The sequence below is a fragment of the Streptomyces sp. NBC_01260 genome (assembly GCF_036226405.1).
Classification (GTDB): domain Bacteria; phylum Actinomycetota; class Actinomycetes; order Streptomycetales; family Streptomycetaceae; genus Streptomyces; species Streptomyces laculatispora.
In genome coordinates this window covers 767,982-789,663 of the sequence record NZ_CP108464.1, presented here as the reverse complement: position 1 = coordinate 789,663, position 21,682 = coordinate 767,982, and the positions used below count along the sequence as shown (strand labels likewise).

Here is a 21,682-nt window from a genome sequence, read left to right as displayed (position 1 = left end):
ATCGCATGATCGTGACGCGTGAAGCTTCCGCCACAGAAGTCAGGACGATGACGCGCCCCTCCTCCGCAGAGCCCGAGCCCACCTTGCCCCCTCCGGAGTGCCCCGCGCACGCGGCGCCGGGGGCCGTGCCGCTCAGCGGGCCCGCGTTCCAGACCGAGCCGCATGCCGTCTATCGCGCCATGCGGCGTGATCACGGGCCGGTCGCCCCGGTGGAACTGCTGGGCGGATTCCCCGCCTGGCTGGTGATCGGGTACCGCGAACTGCATCAAGTCACCAGCGACGGCGAGCTCTTCCCGCGTGATGTCGGCCTGTGGAACCAGTGGAAGAACATCCCCGAGGACTGGCCGCTGCTGCCCATGGTCGGGCGGCCCCTGCCGTCCATCTACTTCAGTGCGGGTGACGAACACCGGCGGCACGCCCGGATGGTCGGGCCCGCCCTCGAAGGAGCCGACCCTTTCCAGATCCGCAGCCACTGCGAGCAGTTGGCCGACCGGCTGATCGACGCCGTGTGCAGCCGGGGCACCGCCGACCTCGTCGCCGACTTCTGCGAGCCCCTTCCCGTACTCGTCCTCGCGCGGCTGGTCGGATTCCCCGATGACGAAGGCGCCGACATCGCCCAGGTGCTGAAGGACCTGGCCGACGGCGGTCCGGGGGCGCAGGAGGCTCATCTGCGTTTCGGGGAGCACATGCGGCGGCTGGTCGCCGCCAAGCGCGCCGAGCCCGGGGACGATGTGACCTCCCGGATGCTCGCCTTCCCCGAGGCCTTCACCGACGAGGAGTACATGCTCGACCTGATGGCCATCACGGCCGCCGGGCACCTCACCACCGCCGACTGGATCAGCAACTCGCTGCGGCTGATGCTCACCGAGGCCGAGTTCGCCGACTCGATGGCAGGTGGGCGGCGCAGCGTGGCCGAGGCCATGAACGAGGTGCTCTGGCAGGACACGCCGACGCAGATCCTCGCCGGACGCTGGGCCTCCCGGGACACCCAGCTCGGCGGGCAGCGGATCAGGGCGGGGGACATGCTGCTGCTCGGGCTCGGCGCCGCCAACACCGATCCGCTCATCCGGCAGAACCTGTCCGGCGGCGGTGCCTCGGCCCAAGGGGGCAACGGCGCGCATCTCGCCTTCAGCCACGGCGAGTACCGGTGCCCCTTCCCCGCTCAGGAGATCGCCGAGACCATCGCCCGTACCGGTATCGAGGTGCTGCTCGACCGGTTGCCCGACCTCGACCTCCGGGTCGCCGTCGCGGACCTCGTACGGCGGCCTTCCGCGTTTCTGCGCGGGACCACCTCGCTCCCCGTTCGGTTCACCCCCGTTCGTACGACAGGAGACCCCTCGTGAACTGCCCTCACGCCGCCGCGCACACAGCTGCCCCGGGCGGCGGGACCGTCGTCATCGACCCCATGGTCCAGGACCTGGACGGTGAGACGACGAGGCTGCGCGACGCCGGGCGGCTCGCCCGGATCGAGCTGCTCGGCGTGCCCGCCTGGACCGTCACCCGGCATGCCGACGCCCGTCAGCTCCTGGTCGACCCGCGGCTGGTGAAGGACATCGACGCCTGGGGGCTGTGGCAGAGCGGAGAGGTGACACATGCGTGGCCCCTGATCGGGATGATCGATGCCGGGCGGTCCATGTTCACCGTGGACGGCGCCGAGCACCGGCGGCTGCGGACCAAGACCTCCCAGGCGCTCACGCCTCGCCGGCTGGAGGCCATCAGGCCCGACATCGAGAAGTTCACCGGGGAACTGCTGGACGCCCTCGCCGAAGGCGGCAGGGACGGGGCCGTCGTCGACCTCAAGTCGGTGTTCGCACAGCCGCTGCCGATGCGGGTCGTCGGCATGCTGATGGGCGTGGACCCCGCCGAGAACGCCATGCTGACCAGGCAGTACAAGGCCTTCTTCTCGATGCTCACCCCGCAGGACGAACGGCTCGCCCTGCTGGCCGAGTTGGACGTCTTCTACGCCGGGCTCGTGCGAGAGAAGGCCGCACGGCCCACTGATGACCTGACCTCCGCGCTGATCCTTGCCGAAGAGGGCGGCGAGCCCCTCACCGAGGAAGAGGTGGTGGGCAATCTCAAGGCGATGGTCGCGGCCGGCCACGAGACCACCATCGGGCTCATCCTCAATGCCGTACGAGCCCTGCTGGCCCACCCGGAACAGTTGCGGATGGTCCTCGACGGAGAGGTCTCCTGGGAGAGCGTGATCGAGGAGACGCTGCGGTGGGACACCCCGACCACTCATCTGCTGATGCGGTTCGCCGCCGAGGACATCCAGGTCGGTGACGACGTCATCGCCAAGGGCGAGGGCGTCGTCATCTCGTACCGGGCGATCGGCCGGGACTTCGAGCAGCACGGCGCCGACGCGGACGCGTTCGACATCACCCGCCCCACCCCCATCCGGCACATGACCTTCGGCCACGGTCCGCACATCTGCCCCGGGGCGGGGCTCTCCCGGGTCGAGGCGGGGATAGCCCTGCCTGCCCTCTTCGCACGGTTCCCCGGACTGCGCCTCGCGGTGCCGGACGCGGATATCCGCAAGCTTCCGGTGATGACCCAGAACGACATGGAAGCCTTTCCCGTCCTGCTCAACGCCTGAATCCGAATCGGCCGGCCGCGCGGGCAGGGGAGTGCCCGCACCACCCGCGGAAGGACCCTCGCGGTCCTCCCCGCCGCACTTCTCCCGGCGTTCGCGCCCGGGCCGGGGGCGGGTTCGGCGAGCGGTGACCGGTCGCAGCTCAGCGATGCCCGGGCGGCCGGGCAGGAGACCGCCGGCCGGCTGGGCGCATGGGCCCTCGCGGCCACCTGAGCGGCCAGCGCGCCGGTCCCGCTGATGTCCCGAGCCGGCTGTCCGGCATATCGTGGCGGTAGCCGTACGGGCGCCGCTGATGGCCTGCGGCGGCAGGGGACACTGAGTCGAAGCGCTTCGACTGTTCTATGGACACGCTGTGCGTGCAGGTCTAGGCTCGAACCATTCGTGCATGTCACAGCCAAATACTGAGAAGTCGAAGCGCTTCGCCATATCTGGCCGAAACTGCCGATGCAGGCCGGTATGCGTGCCGGTGTCCGACGTCGTTCTGTGATGGAGAGCTGAATGGTCACCCTTGCCGAGGTCGCACAGCACGCCGGAGTCTCCGCGAGCACGGTGAGCTACGTCCTCAGTGGGAAGCGGTCCATCTCGGTACCCACCCGGGAGCGGGTGGAACAGAGCATCAAGCAGCTCGGCTACCACCCCAACGCGGGTGCGCGGGCGCTCGCCAGCAGCCGGTCGAACATCATCGCGCTCATGGTGCCGCTGCGTACCGACATGTACGTCCCCGTGATGATGGAGATCGCCATCGCGGTCGCCACCACGGCCCGCACCCATGGTTACGACGTCCTGCTGCTGACCGGTGAGGAGGGTCCTGCCGCGGTGCGCCGGATCGCCGGCAGCTCGCTCGCCGACGCCATGATCCTGATGGACGTCGAGCTGCACGACGAGCGGCTGCCGCTGCTGCGCGAGACCGACCGTGCGGCCGTGCTCATCGGACTGCCCGCCGACACCGACGGACTCACCTGCGTGGACCTCGACTTCGAGGCGACCGGGGCGCTCTGTGTGGAGCACCTCGCCGGCCTCGGGCACCGTGAGGTCGCGGTGATCGGCGAGGCGGCCGCGGTGTACGAGCGGCACACCGGTTTCGCCGAGCGGACCGTCGACGGGGTGCGGGCCAAGGCGCGGGAGGCCGGAGTGCGGGTCCTGCACCGGCCCTGCGAGGGCGGCTATCCGGCGATGGCCCAGACCCTCTCGCGGATATTCGACGAGCGCCCCGGCACCACCGGCTTCATCGTGCAGAACGAGTCGGCGGTGGAGCCGCTGCTCAATCTCCTGCGGCAGCAGGGCCGCGCCGTGCCCGAGGACGTGTCCGTGGTCGCGATCTGCCCCGAGCAGGTGGCCGCCCAGGCGTCGGTGCGGCTGACCTCCGTGGCCATCCCCGCGCAGGAGATGGGGCGCCGCTCGGTCGAACAGGTCGTCGCCAAGCTCTCCGGCCGAGGGACGGACGAAGTGGAGCTGCTGGCACCGGAGTTGACGGTACGGGAGAGCACCGGCCCCGCCCCGAGGTGACATCCGACGGCAGTGCGCACGCGAGCCGGCCCCCGTGCGGGGGCCGGCTCCTGGTGCGTACGGCTCAGCTCGCGGAGACACCGAATCCGTTCGTCGTGAAGTTCAGGCCGCCCGGCGACGAGGTGATCTCGTAGCCGAACTGGACGTCGCCGATGGTCTCGTTGCCCCACCAGCCCTTGGTGTCCTTGATCCACTTCAGGATGGGCAGGATGTCCACCGTGCCCGAGGCGGAGTCCGAGGTGCGCAGGAACGAGAAGACCTGGTTGGCCCCGTTGCCACCCTTGTAGACGGTCCAGGAGTGGCCGCCGAGAGTCACCGTGCCCTGCGACGTGCCGAGCGGGCCCACGGCGCCGTTGTAGTTGACCCAGAGCATGAGCTCGTAGTCGTAGTCGGTGTCCCAGATGTCGTACGAGGTGTTGTAGGCACCGGACGACGGGACGGTGACGTTGTAGTTGCTGGTCAGCGACGACAGCGCGGTGATGGACTTGCCGACGACCTTCTTGGCGTTGGGGTACGACTTGATGCCGCCGGTGTTCGGGTGGTTGGCCGAAACGCCCCAGTTGGAGGACGAGTTGGCCCAGATGGACTGCGAACCCGCGCCGGAACCCCAGATGTTGTTGTACAGGGTGTATCCGTCGGAGGTGGTGTAGTTGCCCCACTGGTCCGAGGAGGACCAGATCGCGGCCTGGGCGGGGGCGGCGGCGAAGCCGATCAGAGCCGCCACTGCCGTTGCCGGGGCCAGTACGAACGTGCTGAGCGTGCGGGTGCGTGTTGCCATGGTTGTCCTTCCATGGTGGGGGGAGTGCTACCGCGGCCCCAGTTCGAGGACGCGGTCCACGCCGGCCGCCAGCTCCAGCGGAGCCACGGTGCGTCCGGCGGAGGACTGGGTGAGTGTGCTGCCGTCTCCCGTGCGGACATCGACACGGGCGTCACGGGTGGGGTGCAGCACCGCGGTCGCGGTGCCGTCGACGGACCAGCGCAGATCCAGACCCGCGCCGAACCTGGTACGTATGCCGCGCAGTTCACCGCTGGGGCAGCCGGCGAGCGGTGCGGGCAGCAGGACCAGCCGTCGGGGTGTCGACTGGACGAGCGACTCGATCACCGCAGCGGGCAGCGCATGGGCGGCGTCCGCGTTGTAGACGTCGCGCCCCGGGTAGTGCGCGCTCATCAGGGAGTCATGGAAGAAGTCGCCCGCGAGCACGGCGTCCAGCGCCGCGGATGCCCGTACGCCGTCCCGCAGCCGCGCGGCGATCTGCGCGTGGTGCAGATGGCCGTGGGCGGAGTCGTTCTCCGAGCCGCGCAGCTCCAGCGCGCGATGTGCGGCGGCCGACAGGTCCGGGGTGTCGTAGGGGTTGATCGCGTCCAGCGGCCACACCGGGTAGAGATGGCTGAGATGGCGGTGGTCGTAGTTCTCCTCCAGGCCCGGCCACGCCCATTCGGCGAGTGCGCCGTCCCGGTTGACGGAGAAATCCGGGAGCCGGGCCGCCAGCGCGCGCCGGCGGGCGGACGCCGGATGGGTGGGGGAGCGGTCGGCGGACACGGTCAGCGCGTGGCGGGCGGCCGCGAGGTCCATCGTCGCGTTGACCGTCACCCAGCTCGCGTTGGCGGGCCGGTTCTCCGGCGAGTACGAGGGCACGACGGCGACGGTTCCGTCCGGGGCGGTACGGGTCAGGAAGTCCTCGTAGAACAGGGCGGCCTCATGCAGGGCGTCGACCAGCCGCGGGTCCGTCACCCCGGTGGTCTCGGCGTGTTCGAGCAGCGGCTCCAGGAGCCAGTCCGCACCGGCCGTCCACAGGTGCAGCGGATACGCGCGCTGGAAGTGGCGGGTGTGTCCGGACTCGCCGTCGGTGTGGGACGGAGCGACGATCCCCCGCGCCCCGAAGACCGCCCGCGCGTTGTCCCGCCAGTCGCCGAGCTGGCCGTACACCAGGGCGGCATGGGCCAGGGACACCTCCGGCAGCGCCGCGGCCGCCGCCGAGGCGATCTGCAGGTTGAGGTTGGCGTTGGTGGTGAACGCCCCCGACCAGGCGGTGTCCCAGTCGCCCGTCCACAGACCCGTCAGCCGGGGCGGCAGCACACCGGAGGACGACAACAGGTGGTAGCGCCCAGCCGCGAACAGCCTCTCCAGGAGCGCGGAACTGCCCGGTAGACGGACCAACTCGCTTCCGGGCAAGGCACGTTCGGCCGGATCGGCTTCCAGCGTCAGGGAAGCCCGCTCGAAGGCCGCCCGGTGCAGCGGGAGGTGCCGGGCGAGCAGCGCCGGGTAGTCGTCCCCCGGCAGCGCGGCGCACTCCGCCGCGAGGTCGAGGTCGCCCGCGTGACGCCGCACCCGGGTGAGCAGCAGCAGGCTCCGGGCCCCCTCGACTCGGATGCCCTCACCCGACACCGACACCTTGCCGCCGTCCGCCCGGACGACGGGCACCCCGGTGTACGCCAGTTCGCTGTCCGGGTAGCCCGCCCGCAGCGCCAGCCGGCCGCCGCCCGGCATCAGCACGGTGCTGCGCCCGATGGACAGCCTCGGTGGCGCTCCGGGCAGGGCGTGGTCCAGGGTCAGGTCCACCGCGAGCCCCGGGCCGGTCACGGACTGGACGATCACGTCGTCCGCGCGGGAGACGAAGACCCGGCTGCGTCTGCCCTCGCAGACGGCCCCGATCTCACCCGTGGCGAAGTCGACCGTGCGCCGGTAGCCGGTGAGCGCCGTGTCGTCACCGGGGGCGGGTGCCGAGGCGGGGGTGGGGCGGATCCGGGTCTGGAACGCCGGGTGGAAGGGCTGCACCCACGTTGGCGGCCCTCCCGCCCCGATCTGCTCGGCGGCCGTGGTGTCCCCGGCCAGCAGGGAGTCCCGCAGCCGGTCCAGCAGGTCCGCGAGCTCGGGCGGACGGGTGTGCTCGCTGCCGTTGGGCCGGACCAGCGTGTGGTGGTTGACGATGACCCGGTCGTCGACCGGATCCCCGTACACCATGGCGCCGTGCCGGCCGTTGCCGCCCAGGAAGGCGTCCTCCCAGCGGACGGCGGGGCGCGGCTCCCAGGTGCCGTCGGTCCGGGTGCGGCCGGTCACGGCGCGGCGCTTCTCAGTACGGCCACGCCGTGGCGGCCCAGCTCCACGGGGCCTTCGACCGCCTTGCCGGTCAGCAGGTCCTCCTGGGCGCCGGGCACGGCCACGGTGACCGCGGCCCGCCCGTGGTTGAGCAGGAAGAGCAGCTCGCCGCGGCGGACCGCCTCCACTCCGTCGGGCAGCCCCGCCAGCACCGGTTCCGCGCCGGCCTCCCGCGCCACCCCGCCCAGCAGGGCGCGCAGCGCCTCCGGTTCGGGCAGCGTCGACAGATACCAGGCCCGGCCGCGGCGCAGCACCGCGGGCAGCCCGGCCAGCTCGCCGTCGCGGTAGGCGGCCACCACCTCGGTGCCCGTCTCCGGCTCCAGCTCCTCGGACCAGAGTCCGCCCCGGAAGCCGTCGCACTCCACAGCCGAGCCCGCGTCGAGCGGCCACCACTCGTGCAGGGTCCTGATGCCGAACAGCTCACGCAGCCGTGCGTCCATGCCGCCCGGCCTGATCCGGTCGTCCACGTCCGCGACCCCGCTGAAGAAGCCGCAGACCAGGCTCCCGCCGCCGCGCACGTACGCCACGAGGTTGTCGATCGCGGGGTCGTCAAGCAGATACAGGTGCGGGACTGCCACCGCCTTGAACCGGCTCAGATCGGCGTCGGGCCGGGCGAACTCCGTGGCGAACCCGTTCTCCCACAGGGCCCGGTGCCAGCTCCGCACGACCTCGGCGTAGTCCAGCAGTGAGGACGGCCTGCCCTCCTGCGCGCCCGCCCACCAGGAGTCCCAGTCGTGCAGGATCGCCACCTCGGCGCAGACGTCGCTGCCGCCGACGGCCGGGCCGAGCGCGGCCAGTTCCGCCCCGAGACGCTTGATCTCCCGGAAGGTGCGGCCCTGTTCGCCGGCGTGGGTGAGCATCCCGGAGTGGAACTTCTCCGAGCCCTGCCGGGACTGGCGCCACTGGAAGTAGCAGACGGCGTCCGCGCCGCGCGCCACCGCCTGGAGCGACCAGAGCCGGTTCAGCCCTTCGGGCTTGGGGTGGTTGACCCCCCGCCAGTTGACCGGACCGGCGGCCTGTTCCATGAGCATCCACGGCCCGGCGGCCTGCGAGCGCGTCATGTCGGCGATCATCGCGTTGTACTGGCCACCCTGCGGGTCCCGGGGATCCGGGTAGATGTCGACGGAGACGATGTCCTCCTGGGCCGACCAGGCCCAGGCGTCCTGCCCCGACCACAGCGGCATGAAGTTGGTCGTCACCGGAATCTGCGGGGTGTGCCGGGCGACGATGTCGCGCTCGGCGACGTAGCACTCCATCAGTGCGTCGGAGGTGAACCGCTTGAAGTCCAGCACCTGCGCCGGGTTCTTCATGTACTGCGCCTTGCGCGGCGGCAGGATCTCCGTCCAGGAGTCGTAGCGCTGGCTCCAGAAAGCGGTGCCCCAGGCCTCGTTGAGCGCGTCGACGGTTCCGTACCGGCTGCGCAGCCAGCGGCGGAAGTGGGCGGCGGTCTCGTCGCACCAGCAGTGGGTGCAGTACTCGTTGTTGATGTGCCACACGGTGAGCGCCGGGTGGTCCGCGTACCGCGCCGCGAGGTCCTCGGTGAGGGCGGCGGCGTAGCGCCGGTAGACGGGGGAGCTCGCGCAGAACTGCTGGCGCGATCCGTACCAGACGATCGAACCGTCCTCCGCGCGCGGCAGCGTCTCGGGATGCCGCGCCCCCATCCAGGGCGGTGGGGAGGCGGTCGGGGTGGCGAGCACGACGCCGATGCCGTGTCCGTGCATCAGATCCATCAGCCGGTCCAGCCAGACGAACTCCCGTGCACCGGGGCGTGGTTCGATCTTCGCCCAGGAGAAGACACCGAGGGTGACGGAGTTGACCCCGGCCTCCTTCATCAGCCGGGCGTCGTCCTCCCACACCTCCTCGGGCCACTGTTCGGGGTTGTAGTCGCCTCCGAAGAGGATGCGGCCACGGGCCGCGTCGCGCAGGGACGGCATGGCGTCTCTCGTTCCTTATTCGGGTTCTGCGTACTGGATGCCGCGGCCGTTGGTGCCCAGGTGCACCCGGCCGTGGACGCGGGGGTCACCGGTGATCACTTCGCCGGTCCAGCCCCACTGATGGGTGTCGTCGTTGATCCGGACCCAGGTGGCGCCCGCGTCGTCCGAGCGGAGCACCGCCACACCGTCGAACGTCGCGGAGACCCTGCCGGTCTGGAAGACGGCCGGGTAGCCGGCGCCGGGCCGTTTGCGGTCCCTCACCGGTGCGGCTCTGCCGAAGCCCAGGGCGTGCGAGGCCTGGCAGCCGGCCACCGCCGTGAACGCGCGCCCGCAGTCCGTCGAGCGGAACAGGCCGTTGTCCTTCGCGGACAGCCACAGATCACCGCTGCGGCCCGGCGCGGCCACCACCTTGAACTGCACGTCGCCGGAGGGGAGTCCGGTCGCCCCCTGGGTGAACGTTGCCCCCGCGTCCCGGGAACGGAAGACCGATCCGGTGTCGGTGTCGTAGACGTAGAAGCGCTGCGGGTCGAGCGGATCGGCGACCGGAGTACCGCCCTCGGGGAAGGTCGCGACCTCGGTCCAGGTCGCACCGCCGTCCGTGGAGCGGTGCGCCGGATACTTCGTGCCGTCCCAGTGGACGAAGGACCAGAGCAGCGTCGCCCCGTCCGCCGAGACCGCGACGGGGCCCGGGGCGGAGGCCGCGATCTCCGGCTGGGCGGCGAACGGCTGCCAGCTCCTGCCGCCGTCGTGCGAGAAGGCTCCGGCGGCGTTCGATCCTGACGGCCGGCCCGTCCGCACGACGTACGAGGGCCGACGCGCGGCCAGGGCGAGACCGGCGGCCGTGCCGAAGACCGGGTTCGACGCCATGCCGCGGGACGGGGAGGCGGTGAGCGAGTCGTGGTACATCACCCCGATGTCGCCCAGCCCGCTGAGGAGCCGGGCGCCCGTCCCGGGCGGGGCGATGAGGAATCGCACCGCCGACTCCTCAAGACCGCGGACCTCTGGTGCCCAGTGGACGAGATCGCGGGTCCCGAAGACCGTCGCGCCGGTCCCGAACACGATGTGCTCCGAGTCGAAGGGATCGACCGCGACGGACTGGATCCACCAGCCGAACTTGGCCTCCGCCTCGCCCCAGCGCAGATACGGCGTCTCCGAGACATCGAGGACCGCGGCCTCCTTGAGCGAGGTCCAGGAGGCGCCGCCGTCGGTGGAACGGAACACGGTGTCGACCTGCGACCAGCGGTTGTTGGTCGTGACGACGAGGGTGCCCGCGCGGCGCGCGTCGACCGCGACACCGCCGTAGCCGAAGCCGTCCCCGGCCGCGGCGTCCGGCTTCACCGGAGTGACCTCGCTCCAGGTGCCGGTCACCGTGTCCAGCCGGTGCACCGAGCCGTCCGACTGGCCGTTGGGGCCCGGGGCGTCCGCGTAGGTGACGTACAGCGCCCGGCCGCGGGCGTCGTACGCGGCCCGGACCGGCACCTTCGTCGCCGCGCTCCCCGACGGCCCGCCCGGCACCGCCTCCCAGCCGCCGGACGCGTCCGTGCGGTAGAGCGAGGTGGGGCCGTCGCCCCAGCCCGCGTACACCGTCCGGCCCGCGGCGGCGAGAAACACGACGCCCTGACCGCCCGCCGACGGCGGGGCCGGGAAAGCGGCGGGGGCCCAGGTGGCACCCCGGTCGGTGGAGCGCAGCAGCCCGTCGTGCCGGGTGCCGAGCCACAGCGTCCCGCTGTCCCGGGGGTCGACCAGCAGCCGCTCACCGGTCCCGCGCCCGTCCTCGTTGGCACCGAGCCGCACGGTCAGATCGGCCCGCTTCCAGGTCGCGCCCCGGTCCTCGGACCGGAGCACCGCGCCGGGACTCGCCCAGTCCTGGGCATACGTACCGCAGGCCAGGTAGAGGCGGTCCGGGTGCGCCGGGTCGACGGCCAGGGCCTCGACGCCGAGCAGGTTCCAGTCGTCCCAGCCGATGTGGTCGGTGAGCGCGGTCCAGCGGGCCTTCGCGGCGTCCCAACGGTAGGCGCCGCCGATGTCGGTACGGGCGTACGCCAGTCCCTTCACGGCCGGGTGGAACAGCAGCCCGGTGACGAATCCGGTGCCGCCGATCGCGGCGGTCCGCCAGCGGTGCGGCTGGTGCCTCTCGTCGGGCCGGTGCGTCGGGGCGGCAGCGGCGGGGGCCGCGACCGGCAGGGCCGTGGCCGCCGCGGCGACGGCCGCTCCGGCGAGCACGGTACGGCGGCTGGGCGTGGGCGCGGACGAAGCGCGCATGGCGAACACCTTCCGGACAGGGGAGGGGAGGGAGGAGCTGCTGGCCCGGCGGCGGAGGGAGTCAGCCCTTCACGGCGCCCGTGAGCATGCCCTTCTGGAAGTGCTTCTGGACGAACGGCGACAGCACCGCGACCGGGATCAGCGCGAGGATCATGACCGCCATCTGCACGGCGAGGCTGTTGATCGCCCCGCTGCTGACCGCCGCGCCCATGGCGCCCGGGGGCACCTGGTGCTGGAGGACCAGCTGACGCAGAATCATCTGCAGCGGGTACTTGTCGCTGTCCTGGATGTAGAGCATCGCGTTGAACCACTGGCTCCAGTAACCGACCGCGTAGAACAGCGAGATCACGGCGATCACCGCACGCGACAGCGGCATGATGATCTGGAGCAGGATGCGCCACTCGCCGGCGCCGTCGATCCGGGCCGCGTCGATGAGTTCGGGCGCGGTGTCCATGAAGAAGCCGCGCAGGACCAGCACGTTGAAGACGCTGATCGCGCTGGGCAGGATCATCGACCAGTAGCTGTCGCTGAGCCCGATTCCCGTGACCAGCAGATATGTCGGGATGAGACCGGCACCAAAGAACATCGTCGCCATCAGGGTCATCAGCAGCGGACGGTGGGCGTACGAGTCGCGGCGGCTCAGCCCGTACGCGCACAGGACCGAGACCACCATGCTGACCACCGTGCCGACGACGGTGAGGCCCACGCTCACCGCGGCCGCGCGGGTCACCGCGCCCCCGCTGAGCAGTTCCTTGTAGGCGATGAAGGTGATGTGCTTCGGCCAGACGACCAGACCGCCCGCCTCGTTGATCGTCCTGGTGTCGGAGAGACTGGTGACGAGCACCACCCAGATCGGGATGATCACCACCGCGCAGATCGCGACGAGACCGACGCCCTTGAAGGCGAGACCCGCCTTGGTGGGCTCCTCCTCCCACACGGGGCGGGGTTCCATGCGCAGGGCGCGCTGGAGCGGGGTCTCCGCGCGGGGCGCGGCCTGCGCCGGGTCCTTCTCATGTTCCAGGAGCGTTGTCATTTCTTGGAGTACACCCCCTGCTCACCCAGCATGTGGGCGACCTTGTTGGCCCCCAGCACCATGGCGACGCTGAACAGCCCCTTGAAGATTCCGGCGGCGGCCGCGTAGCCGAAGTCGCCGGTCTTGATGCCCGTCCACCAGATGTAGGTGTCGAGGATTTCCGATGCGCCGGCACCGACCTGGTCGCGCTGGAGCAGGATCTGCTCGAAGTCGAGGTTGAGCGCGCTGCCCACCCGCAGGACGAGCAGCAGGGCGATGACCGGGCGCAGCGCGGGCAGCGTCACGTGCCACATGCGGCGCCAGCGGCCGGCCCCGTCCACGGCCGCGGCCTCGTACAGATCGGTGTTGACGGCGGCGAGCGCGGCGAGGAAGACGATCACGCCCCAGCCCGCGTCCTTCCACACCGCCTGGGCGGAGACCAGGAACTTGAAGAAGCCCGGGTTGGTCATCAGGTCGAAGCCCTCGTGACCGTGGTCGCGCAGCCACTGGGCGACCAGGCCGGCGCCGCCGAACATCTGCTGGAAGACCGTGACGACCAGTACCCAGGAGAAGAAGTGCGGCAGGTAGACGACCGCCTGGACCCAGGCCCGCACCCGTGCGCTCATGATCGTGTTGAGCAGCAGCGCGATCGCGATCGGGATGGGGAAGAAGAGGACGAGCTGGGTGACGAAGATGACCAGGGTGTTGATGAGGACTTCCCAGAAGCGGTAGTCCTCGAAGATCCGGGTGAAGTTGTCGAAGCCGACGAAGGGGCTGCCGGTGATTCCCAGGTCGTAGACGTCGTAGTCCTGGAAGGCCACGATGTTCCCGAGCAGCGGTACGTAGTTGAAGATCAGCAGCAGGGCGATGGCCGGCAGCGTCATCAGCACCAGGGTGCGGTCGCGCCGCAGCCGCTGGCGCCAGGTGATGCCGCCCGCCCGCGGTCCGGAACCCGCCGGCCTGTTCCTCGCCGGTCCGTTCTTCGCCGTACGGGGCCGGCGGGCGCTGATCGCGCGGGGCCCGCCCGTCCGCCCGCCGCTTCCGTCCGTGTCGTCCCTGCCGTCGCCGTCACCGCTCCCGCTGCCACCGGCCGGGGCGCTGGCCCCGTCGGCGGTGCGGGCCGGGTCGGTCGCGACCGTGGCCCGTGGCTTCACCGTGTGCTCCCCATGTCGTGCTCCTGGCCCCGGCCGCCGGGCTTCGTGAGCCCGGCGGCTCTCTCGCTCTCCTGCGTACGGTTGGTGCGCCTCGTACGCGTCAGTTGCCGGAGCCGTTCTTGTCGAGAATGTCCTGGTACCAGGCGCGCAGCTTCTCGCCGCCGCTCTTCTTCCAGGTGTTCACCGCGTCGTCGATGTCGCTGACCTTCTTGCGGCCGCGGCGGATGTCCTTCTGCAGGTCGTCGAAGGGCGTGTACAGCGAGGCGTACCGCTGCGGCTCGACGATCTGCATGCCGAAGAAGAGGGGCTTCTTGACGTGCGGGGCCTGCCGCGCCATCCAGGCCGCGTAGTCCTTCGCCAGCTGCGGCTGGTCCGGGTAGGCGATGGAGGCCGGGGGCGAGGCGAGGAACAGGAAGGTGGAGGGCTGGGCCTCCTGGACACCCTGCGGGGTGTAGGCCGGGGCCCCGTCCTTGAGCGTGTAGTGGGTGCCCTTGACGCCGTAGTTGGTGAGCATGAACTCCTTGGTGCCGTACGGCGCGGCCGCGTAGTCGGCTATCGCGAGGAACTCCTCGATCCGCGCCGTGGAGAGCTTCTTGCTCAGGAAGGTGAAGATGCCCGCCGGGTCGTCCTGCCACAGCACCGGCTTGCCGCCGTCGTGGCCGAAGAAGTCGAGCGCCTGCATGTCGAACTTGGCGTTGGCGGTCGCCTGCTCGGTGACCATGCCCTTCCAGCCGCCGGTGCCGTCGTTGTACATCACCACGTGTCCGCTGGTGAAGCGGATCTTGGAGTCGGCGTCCTTGTTGGCCTCGGCGTCCGGGTGGACGTATCCGCCGTCGTGGAGCTTGCGCGCGAAGGCGAGCGCCTCCCGGTACTCCTTCGTCTCGATCTTGTGGACCAGCTTGCCGTTCTCCAACTGCCAGTAGTGCGGCGCGTCGGGCAGCAGACCGTAGATCTTCTGGATGCAGGTCCAGAGGTCGTCGAAGGCCCAGACCTTCTTCCTGGGCGCGGTGTACTCCTTGCCGAACGCCAGCAGGTCGTCCGCGCTCGCCGGGACCGCGCCCGAGCCGATCAGGTCCTTGCGGTAGAAGATCGCGTTGCCGATGACCGGCGTCGGCATGGGCAGCCCGCGCAGCTTGCCGCCGAAGACGGAGTACTGCCAGGCACCCGTCGGGATGTTCGCCAGGTTCGGGTACTTCTTGACCGCGTCGCCCGCCAGATAGGGGCTCAGGTCGGCGAACTTGGCGGTGATCGCGTTGCGGATCTGCCCCTGCATGTTCCAGCCGGGGATCGTCATGACATCCGGGATGTCCGAGCCGGCGAGCACCGCGCCGATCTTGTCCTGGTAGGTGTTGCCGTCCTGCGGGTCGAAGTCGAGCGTCGCGCCGACCGCCTTGTTCACCGCCGTGTAGTACGGGTTGTTCTTCTTCGGGACGGTGCCCCACAGCGGGGTCATGACGCGGAACTCCGAGCCCTTGCCCGGGACCGACTTCACCGAGGTGACCAGCGGGTCCGGCAGCGTGGTGAAGCCGGGGCTCGAACCGTTGACGCTCGCGACATCCGGCTCGACCAGGTTCAGCGGGGCGTATGCCGGCACGACCTTCTTGAGTGCCTTGCCCGTTGTCGTGCCCTCCTTGGTCCCGGAACCGGAACCGCCGCACGCGGCGAGCAGCGGTACCCCACCGGCCACGGCGACAGCGGCCACCGCGCCGGTGGCGAGGAAGCTTCTCCGGCTCGGAGCCGTGGAGGAGGGGGAGGAATTCGGCGTCATTGCGTCAACCCTTCGAGGCGCACCAGGACGACACGTGGCGGGTGACCGCCGTTCGGTTCCTGTGTCTGAGGTGGAGCGTTGCTGGCTGAGCCGGCGTGACCGGCCGCAGGTGAAGCGGTTCAACATGGAGGCGGCAGAACCTGTCACCGTCCCGGGAATTCCGGGGCGCCGGGCGCCCCGTCGAAGCTCTGTCGAAGCGCTTCGATGTTGCAGCGAGGTTAAGTGAAGGGTCTCGGCCGCACAAGAGTCCGTTTCCAGATTCCTCCGACCAGTTTCCGAACCGTTTCCTGGCTCAATGGGGGCTGTCGTGTACGGAGGTCGAGGGCGAGGCCTTGACACTGGTGGGGTCGGCCACGGAGCATCGAAGCGCTTCGAAAGATCTTCTGAGACTTCTCGGAGGCTCGCACGAGGCCCTGGCGCCAAAAACCTCCCACCTCTCCAAGGGGACCCGCACGTGACGGAACAACAGCAGCCCTTCCGCGACCCGCGGCTGCCCTTCGCCAAGCGCATCGACGATCTGCTCCAGCGGCTCACGCTCGACGAGCGGATCGCGATGCTGCACCAGTTCGCACCGGCGGTCGACCGGCTCGGACTCGGTGCCTTCAGGACCGGCCAGGAGGCCCTGCACGGCGTTGCCTGGATGGGACCGGCGACGGTCTTCCCGCAGGCCGTCGGACTCGGCGCCACCTGGAACGACGAACTGGTGCGCCGGGTCGGCGAGGCGGTCGGCAACGAGGTCCGGGCCAAGCGGGCCGAGGACGACCGGGTCGGGCTCAACGTCTGGGCCCCGACAGTGAATCTGCTGCGCAACCCGCTGTGGGGGCGCGGCGAGGAGGGGTATTCCGAGGACGCCGGCCTCACCTCCGCCATCGCGGTCGCGTACACCCGGGGGCTGCGCGGTGACCATCCGCACTACTGGCGGACCGCCCCGGTCCTCAAGCACTGGCTCGCCCACAACAACGAGACCGACCGCGACATTGCGTCCTCCTCGGTCCGCCCGCGGGTCCTGCACGAGTACGACCTCAAGGCCTTCCGTGACGCGGTCCGGGCCGGCGCGGTGGCCGGTGTCATGCCCGCGTACAACCTGGTCAACGGGCGGCCCAACCACCTCTCGCCGCTCCTGTCCCAGCAGTTGCGAAGCTGGACCGACCGGTCGCTGGTGGTCTGCTCCGACGCGGGCGCGCCGTCCAACCTGGTCGACTCCGAGCACTACTTCGACACCCACGAGGAGGCGACGGCCGCCTCCCTGCGGGCCGGTGTCGACAGCTTCACCGACCACGGCCAGGACTCCGCCGTCATGACCGGCCGCATCCGGGGAGCCCTGGAACGCGGACTGCTCGACGAGCACGACATCGACACCGCCGTCCGCAGGCTGCTCGGACTGCGCTTCTCGCTCGGTGAGTTCGACCCCGGCCTCGACCCGCACGCGGATGCCGCCGGCTTCGACACCGCGGAGCACCGGGCCCTCGCCCAGGAGGCCGCCGAGCAGGCCGTGGTGCTGCTCAAGAACGACGGGCTGCTGCCGCTGGACCCCGCCGCCGGGAAGACCGTCGCGGTCGTCGGGCTGCTCGCGGACGCCTGCAAACTCGACTGGTACAGCGGCACGCTGATCCACCGCTCCACCCCGCTCGACGGGCTCCGGGAACGGTTCGGTGCCGAGCACATCGTCTTCGCGGAGGGCGCCGACCTGGTCCGGCTGAAGTGTGCGGACGGCTGGCTCCAGGTGCCGGCCGCGGATACCGGCCAGGATCCGGTACGCGGCGCGGAGGGCGCCCTGGACCCGGCGCTCCTCGCGGGCCGCACCGACCTGCCCGCGCTGACCTGCGGCGACATCCCGTCTGAGCTGGCGCTCGTGGACTGGGGCAACGGAGTGATCACCCTGCGGGAGCCGGGCGGCCGCTATCTGTCGGTGGCCGAGGACGGCTATGTGCGCGCTTCCGCGGACGAGCCCGGCGGCTGGATCGTCCAGGAGACGTTCCGCCTGGAGGCGGTGGAGGGTCATGCGGGCGGTCACCGCCTTCTGCACGTCGGAACGGGTAGGTATGTCTCTGTTGCCGCCGACGGCGTAAAGGTTGCCGCCCCCGGCGAAGAAGTTTCCGGACCGGGGGGAGAAGTGCCGGGACCCGGTGAGGCGGCTTCCGGACCGTCGAACGCCCTCGGAACGGTCTTCGAGACCGAGGTGACCGAACGCGGCGAGGACGCCGTGGCCCGCGCCGCCGCCGCGGCCGACACCGTGATCGTCGTGGCCGGCAACGACACCCACATCAACGGGCGCGAGACCGAGGACCGCACCACCCTCGACCTGCCCGCCCAGCAGGAACGCCTCTGGCGGGCCGCCCACGCCGCCAACCCGCGCACCGTCCTGGCGGTCACCTCCGCCTACCCGTACGCCCTCACCGACGCGGCGGCCGCGCTCCCCGCGCTCCTGTGGACCGCGCACGGCGGACAGGCCGCCGGAACGGCGCTCGCCCGGGTCCTGGCGGGCGACGTATCCCCGGCCGGCCGGCTGCCGCAGACCTGGTACGCCTGCGACGCGGAGCTGCCCGGCCTGCTGGACTACGACATCATCGGCTCCCGCCAGACCTACCTCTACTACGAGGGCACGCCGCTCTACCCGTTCGGCCACGGCCTCTCGTACAGCGACTTCACCTACAGCTCCCTGACCGCCGAGCGCGAGGGCGAGCTCCTGCGGGTGTCGTTGACCGTCACCAACACCGGCGCCGTCGCCGCCGACGAGGTCGCCCAGCTCTACGTGCGGGCGGTCGCGCCGTCCGTCGTGCGGCCGCTGCGTCAGCTGGCCGCCCACCGCAGGCTGCACCTGGCGCCCGGCGCCGGGGAGCGCGTCGACTTCACGGTCCCGGTCGCCGAACTGGGGCACTGGGACGTGGCGCACGGCCGCTGGACCGTCGACCCCGGCGCGTACGAGATCCAGGCCGGCGCCTCCAGCACGGACATCCGGATGGTCGCGGTCGTCACGGTCGACGGCGAACCGGCCGGCCCCCGGCCCGTCCTGGAGCGCGGTCTGGAGGCGGCCGACTACGACGAGCAGCTGGCCACCGAGATCACCGACCGGACCAAGACGGACGGCGACGCCGTGAATGCCGTCGCCGGGAACAACGAACTCCTCTACCGCCGCTGCGATTTCGGAGCCGGAGTGCGCGGTGTCGCGGTGTCGGCATCGGGGCAGGGGGCCGTTCGGATCACCATGGACGGCGCCACGGTCACCGTCCCGGTGACTGCCACCGACGGACCGTACGACTACCGCACCCAGCGGGCCGCCCTCGCCGCCTCGGGCGTCCGCGATCTGCGCGTCACCCTGGACGGCACCGTACGTCTCGCCCGGATCACCTTCACCGGGGACACCGAATGAACCGGGCCGCCCCGCGAACCCCCTTCCCTCTCCGTCCAGTTGCCCCCGGCAAGGAGTCCCCATGAAGTTCACCGACGGCTTCTGGCTCATGCGTGAGGGCGTACGCGCCTGCTACGCGACCGAGATTCGCGATCTGCGCGTCAAAGCCGACCGGTTCACCGCCTACGCGGCGGTCAAGCACGTCGCCGAACGCGGCGACACCCTGAACACCCCGCTGATCACCGTCGAATGCTTCTCCCCGGCCGAGGGGATCATCGGTGTGCGCGCCACCCACCACGCCGGGACGGTGAACCGCGGACCCGACTTCGCCCTCCCCGGTCTGGACCCGGCGGCCGCCGGGTCCCGGACCCGACGGGACGGCGCGGTCACCGAACTGACGAGCGGACCGCTCACCCTGCGCATGGACGGCGACGGGCCGTGGGGCCTCACCTTCCTCGACGCCGACGGCCGCCGTCTCACCGGTGTCGACGCCAAGGGCACCGCCTTCGCCGCCGCCCCGGACGGCACCCACCACATGATCGGCCGGCTCGCCCTGGACATCGGTGAGAACGTCTACGGTCTCGGCGAGCGCTTCACCCCGTACGTGAAGAACGGCCAGAGCGTCGACATCTGGCAGGCCGACGGCGGCACGAGCAGCGAACTGGCCTACAAGAACATCCCGTTCTACCTCTCCTCCCGCGGCTACGGCGTCTTCGTCAACCACCCCGGCAAGGTCTCCTTCGAGATCGGCTCGGAGTCGGTCGGCCAGGTGCAGTTCAGCGTCGAGGACCAGTCGCTGGAGTACTACGTCGTCGCCGGGCCGACGCCCAAGGAGGTGCTGGCCCGCTACACCGCGCTCACCGGCCGCCCCGCGCTGCCGCCTGCCTGGTCCTTCGGCCTCTGGCTGACCACGTCGTTCTGCACCGCCTACGACGAGGAGACCGTCACCTCGTTCGTCGACGGCATGGCCGAGCGCGAAATCCCGCTCTCCGTCTTCCACTTCGACTGCTTCTGGATGCGCGAGTACCAGTGGTCGGACTTCCTGTGGGACCCGGACGTCTTCCCCGATCCCGAAGGCATGCTGGCCCGGCTCAAGGAGCGCGGTCTGCGGATCAGCATGTGGATCAACCCGTACATCGCCCAGAAGTCCTCGCTGTTCGCGGAGGGGGCGGAGCACGGGTACCTGGTGCGCAGGCCCAACGGCGACGTCTGGCAGTGGGACCTGTGGCAGCCTGGGATGGCCCTGGTCGACTTCACCAACCCGCAGGCGCGCGAGTGGTACAACAGCAAGCTCCGGGTCCTGCTCGACCAGGGCGTCGACTGCTTCAAGACGGACTTCGGCGAGCGCGTGCCCACCGACGTGGTGTGGCACGACGGCTCCGACCCGGAGCGGATGCACAACTACTACGCGCAGATCTACAACCGCACGGTCTTCGAACTCCTGGAGAAGGAGCGCGGCCACGGCGAGGCGGTGCTGTTCGCCCGCTCGGCGACGGCCGGCGGCCAGCAGTTCCCAGTGCACTGGGGCGGTGACTGCTTCGCCTCGTTCACCGCCATGGCCGAGTCGCTGCGCGGCGGCCTCTCGCTGAGCCTGTCCGGCTTCGGCTTCTGGAGCCATGACATCGGCGGCTTCGAGGGCACCCCCGACCCGGCGGTCTTCAAACGCTGGCTCGCCTTCGGCCTGATGTCCTCGCACAGCAGGCTGCACGGCAACGTGTCGTACCGGGTGCCGTGGGCGTTCGGCGAGGAGGCGGTGGACGTCACCCGGAAGTTCACCCTGCTCAAGCACCGGCTGATGCCGTACCTGTACGGGGCCGCTGCCTCCGCCCACCGGACGGGCGTCCCGATGATGCGCCCCATGCTGCTGGAGTTCCCGGGCGACCCGACGACCCGGATGCTGGACCGCCAGTACATGCTCGGACCGGATCTGCTGGTCGCGCCGGTCTTCACGGAGGACGGACAGGTCGAGTACTACGTCCCCGAGGGCACCTGGACGTCACTGCTGACCGGCGAGACGATCACCGGACCGCTCTGGCGCCACGAGACCCACGGCTTCGACAGCCTGCCGATCCTGGTGCGGCCCGGGGCGGTGCTCCCCTGGGGCGCCGACGACCAGCGCCCGGACGGCGACTGGCTGGACGGGCTCACTCTGCGGGCCTTCGGCCCGGCGGCGGCCGCCGCCGCAGGCGCCCTGGTCACGGTGCCGGACCTGACGGGTACCACCGCCGCCACGTTCCGGGTCGTACGGGACGGGGAGGCCCTGAGCGTCACTGCCGAGGGCACCGACCGGCCCTTCCGCGTGGTTGCCGAGGAGACGGGAGCCACGGGGGAGGGGACGGGCACCGTGACGGTGCGGGGCGCCTGAGACGCGCGGGACGGGGGTTGCGGGGCGGGGTGGCCGGCGCCCCGCACCCGCACCTCCCGGCGCTCAGCGTGTCGCGTCGGCCAGCGCCCGGTCGGCCGCGGCCCGCGAGGTGTGCCACAGGGTGGAGACCGGCTCCCACACCCGGATTCCGCCGTCCATGCCCACCGCCGCGGCGCCGAACGTGACGCCGAGGTGCGAGGGGTCCGCCGCCACGGACAGGGTGCGCACGACATGCCCCTCGGTGGTACCCGGCGCCGCCGTGCGCACGGCGGCGTACCCGCGCTCGCCCGGCGACAGCACATAGGCGCCGCTCGCCGCCGGCGGCACGGGCTCGGCCGAGCCGTCCAGCCCCCGGAAGGTGACGGTCGGGATCCGGTCCACCACACAGGCGCTGCCGCCCCGGTTGGTGACGGCGATCCGCGCCACATGTCGCTGCCCGCCGGGCGAGGCCGAGATCCTGAGGGCCTTCTCCTGGCAGACGCCCGGGCGGGCCGCCGTACCGGCTGGGGTGGCGCCCGGGGCGGCGGACGCGCCCGTGGCCGTCAGGGCCACGGCGGCCGTCGCGGTGAGGGCGGCGGTGAGGGCGAAGGACAGACGCATGATGTTTCTCCCCTTGGATCGACAGCCTGCGCTCGTGGCCGG

At 71.1% G+C, this 21,682-nt stretch carries 13 protein-coding genes; 5 read left to right on the top strand and 8 right to left on the bottom strand.

All coding sequences use genetic code 11. The annotated features are described in order from the left end of the window. Positions 1 to 47: 47 nt before the first annotated feature. The 3 genes from OG322_RS03575 to OG322_RS03565 all read left to right on the top strand — a co-directional run bounded on the left by OG322_RS03575 (position 48) and on the right by OG322_RS03565 (position 4,099). Positions 48 to 1,343 carry a cytochrome P450 gene (locus OG322_RS03575; RefSeq protein WP_123464251.1) on the top strand — a complete coding sequence of 432 codons (1,296 nt, stop codon included), beginning with the start codon at positions 48 to 50 and terminating at the stop codon, positions 1,341 to 1,343. Beyond that, positions 1,340 to 2,596 (top strand): cytochrome P450 family protein, encoded by a 1,257-nt coding sequence (locus OG322_RS03570; RefSeq protein ID WP_123464253.1) that lies wholly within the window; start codon positions 1,340 to 1,342, stop codon positions 2,594 to 2,596. The genes OG322_RS03575 and OG322_RS03570 overlap by 4 nt, the downstream gene beginning before the upstream one ends. Positions 2,597 to 3,091: 495 nt before the next feature. After that, on the top strand, positions 3,092 to 4,099 hold the full coding sequence (locus OG322_RS03565; protein WP_123464255.1) for a LacI family DNA-binding transcriptional regulator: 1,008 nt from the start codon (positions 3,092 to 3,094) through the stop codon (positions 4,097 to 4,099). A 64-nt stretch (positions 4,100 to 4,163) separates the two neighbouring features. Here OG322_RS03565 and OG322_RS03560 read toward each other — a convergent pair whose 3' ends face one another. The 7 genes from OG322_RS03560 to OG322_RS03530 form a co-directional block, all read right to left on the bottom strand. Next, positions 4,164 to 4,877, bottom strand: coding sequence for a glycoside hydrolase family 12 protein (locus OG322_RS03560; RefSeq protein WP_329306025.1), 714 nt, complete (start codon positions 4,875 to 4,877; stop codon positions 4,164 to 4,166). A gap of 27 nt (positions 4,878 to 4,904) precedes the next feature. Next, positions 4,905 to 7,157, bottom strand: coding sequence for a glycosyl hydrolase family 95 catalytic domain-containing protein (locus OG322_RS03555; RefSeq protein ID WP_329306024.1), 2,253 nt, complete (start codon positions 7,155 to 7,157; stop codon positions 4,905 to 4,907). Next, positions 7,154 to 9,130 (bottom strand): beta-galactosidase, encoded by a 1,977-nt coding sequence (locus OG322_RS03550; protein WP_123464261.1) that lies wholly within the window; start codon positions 9,128 to 9,130, stop codon positions 7,154 to 7,156. The genes OG322_RS03555 and OG322_RS03550 overlap by 4 nt, the downstream gene beginning before the upstream one ends. Before the next feature lie 15 nt (positions 9,131 to 9,145). Next, positions 9,146 to 11,392, bottom strand: a complete 2,247-nt coding sequence (locus OG322_RS03545; protein WP_329306023.1) for a WD40/YVTN/BNR-like repeat-containing protein — start codon at positions 11,390 to 11,392, stop codon at positions 9,146 to 9,148. 61 nt (positions 11,393 to 11,453) lie between these two features. Then, positions 11,454 to 12,425, bottom strand: coding sequence for a carbohydrate ABC transporter permease (locus OG322_RS03540; protein ID WP_123464265.1), 972 nt, complete (start codon positions 12,423 to 12,425; stop codon positions 11,454 to 11,456). After that, the gene (locus OG322_RS03535) at positions 12,422 to 13,558 is read right to left on the bottom strand and encodes an ABC transporter permease (protein WP_123464267.1); all 1,137 of its coding nucleotides are present in this window, start codon (positions 13,556 to 13,558) and stop codon (positions 12,422 to 12,424) included. Before OG322_RS03535 ends, OG322_RS03540 begins: the two co-directional genes overlap by 4 nt. A 100-nt stretch (positions 13,559 to 13,658) precedes the next feature. After that, positions 13,659 to 15,260 (bottom strand): extracellular solute-binding protein, encoded by a 1,602-nt coding sequence (locus OG322_RS03530; RefSeq protein ID WP_329307700.1) that lies wholly within the window; start codon positions 15,258 to 15,260, stop codon positions 13,659 to 13,661. Positions 15,261 to 15,780: 520 nt separating this feature from the next. On the opposite strand from OG322_RS03530, the gene OG322_RS03525 reads away from it, so the two are divergent. Next, entirely contained in the window at positions 15,781 to 18,696 is a 2,916-nt protein-coding gene (locus OG322_RS03525; RefSeq protein ID WP_329306022.1) for a glycoside hydrolase family 3 C-terminal domain-containing protein, read from the top strand. 61 nt (positions 18,697 to 18,757) lie between these two features. Then, positions 18,758 to 21,040, top strand: coding sequence for an alpha-xylosidase (gene yicI, locus OG322_RS03520; protein ID WP_124285677.1), 2,283 nt, complete (start codon positions 18,758 to 18,760; stop codon positions 21,038 to 21,040). A 63-nt stretch (positions 21,041 to 21,103) separates the two neighbouring features. Here yicI and OG322_RS03515 read toward each other — a convergent pair whose 3' ends face one another. Further along, positions 21,104 to 21,640: a DUF4232 domain-containing protein gene (locus OG322_RS03515; protein ID WP_329306021.1), complete on the bottom strand. Its 537-nt coding sequence runs from the start codon at positions 21,638 to 21,640 to the stop codon at positions 21,104 to 21,106. Positions 21,641 to 21,682 lie beyond the last annotated feature (42 nt).

What these genes read in the sequence shown, in the direction of transcription:
- yicI (WP_124285677.1), top strand. Translation starts at nt 18,758, where the DNA reads ATGAAGTTCACCGACGGCTTCTGGCTCATGCGTGAGGGCGTACGCGCC.
- OG322_RS03545 (WP_329306023.1), bottom strand. Translation starts at nt 11,392, where the DNA reads ATGCGCGCTTCGTCCGCGCCCACGCCCAGCCGCCGTACCGTGCTCGCC.
- OG322_RS03565 (WP_123464255.1), top strand. Translation starts at nt 3,092, where the DNA reads ATGGTCACCCTTGCCGAGGTCGCACAGCACGCCGGAGTCTCCGCGAGC.
- OG322_RS03550 (WP_123464261.1), bottom strand. Translation starts at nt 9,130, where the DNA reads ATGCCGTCCCTGCGCGACGCGGCCCGTGGCCGCATCCTCTTCGGAGGC.
- OG322_RS03575 (WP_123464251.1), top strand. Translation starts at nt 48, where the DNA reads ATGACGCGCCCCTCCTCCGCAGAGCCCGAGCCCACCTTGCCCCCTCCG.
- OG322_RS03515 (WP_329306021.1), bottom strand. Translation starts at nt 21,640, where the DNA reads ATGCGTCTGTCCTTCGCCCTCACCGCCGCCCTCACCGCGACGGCCGCC.
- OG322_RS03560 (WP_329306025.1), bottom strand. Translation starts at nt 4,877, where the DNA reads ATGGCAACACGCACCCGCACGCTCAGCACGTTCGTACTGGCCCCGGCA.
- OG322_RS03540 (WP_123464265.1), bottom strand. Translation starts at nt 12,425, where the DNA reads ATGACAACGCTCCTGGAACATGAGAAGGACCCGGCGCAGGCCGCGCCC.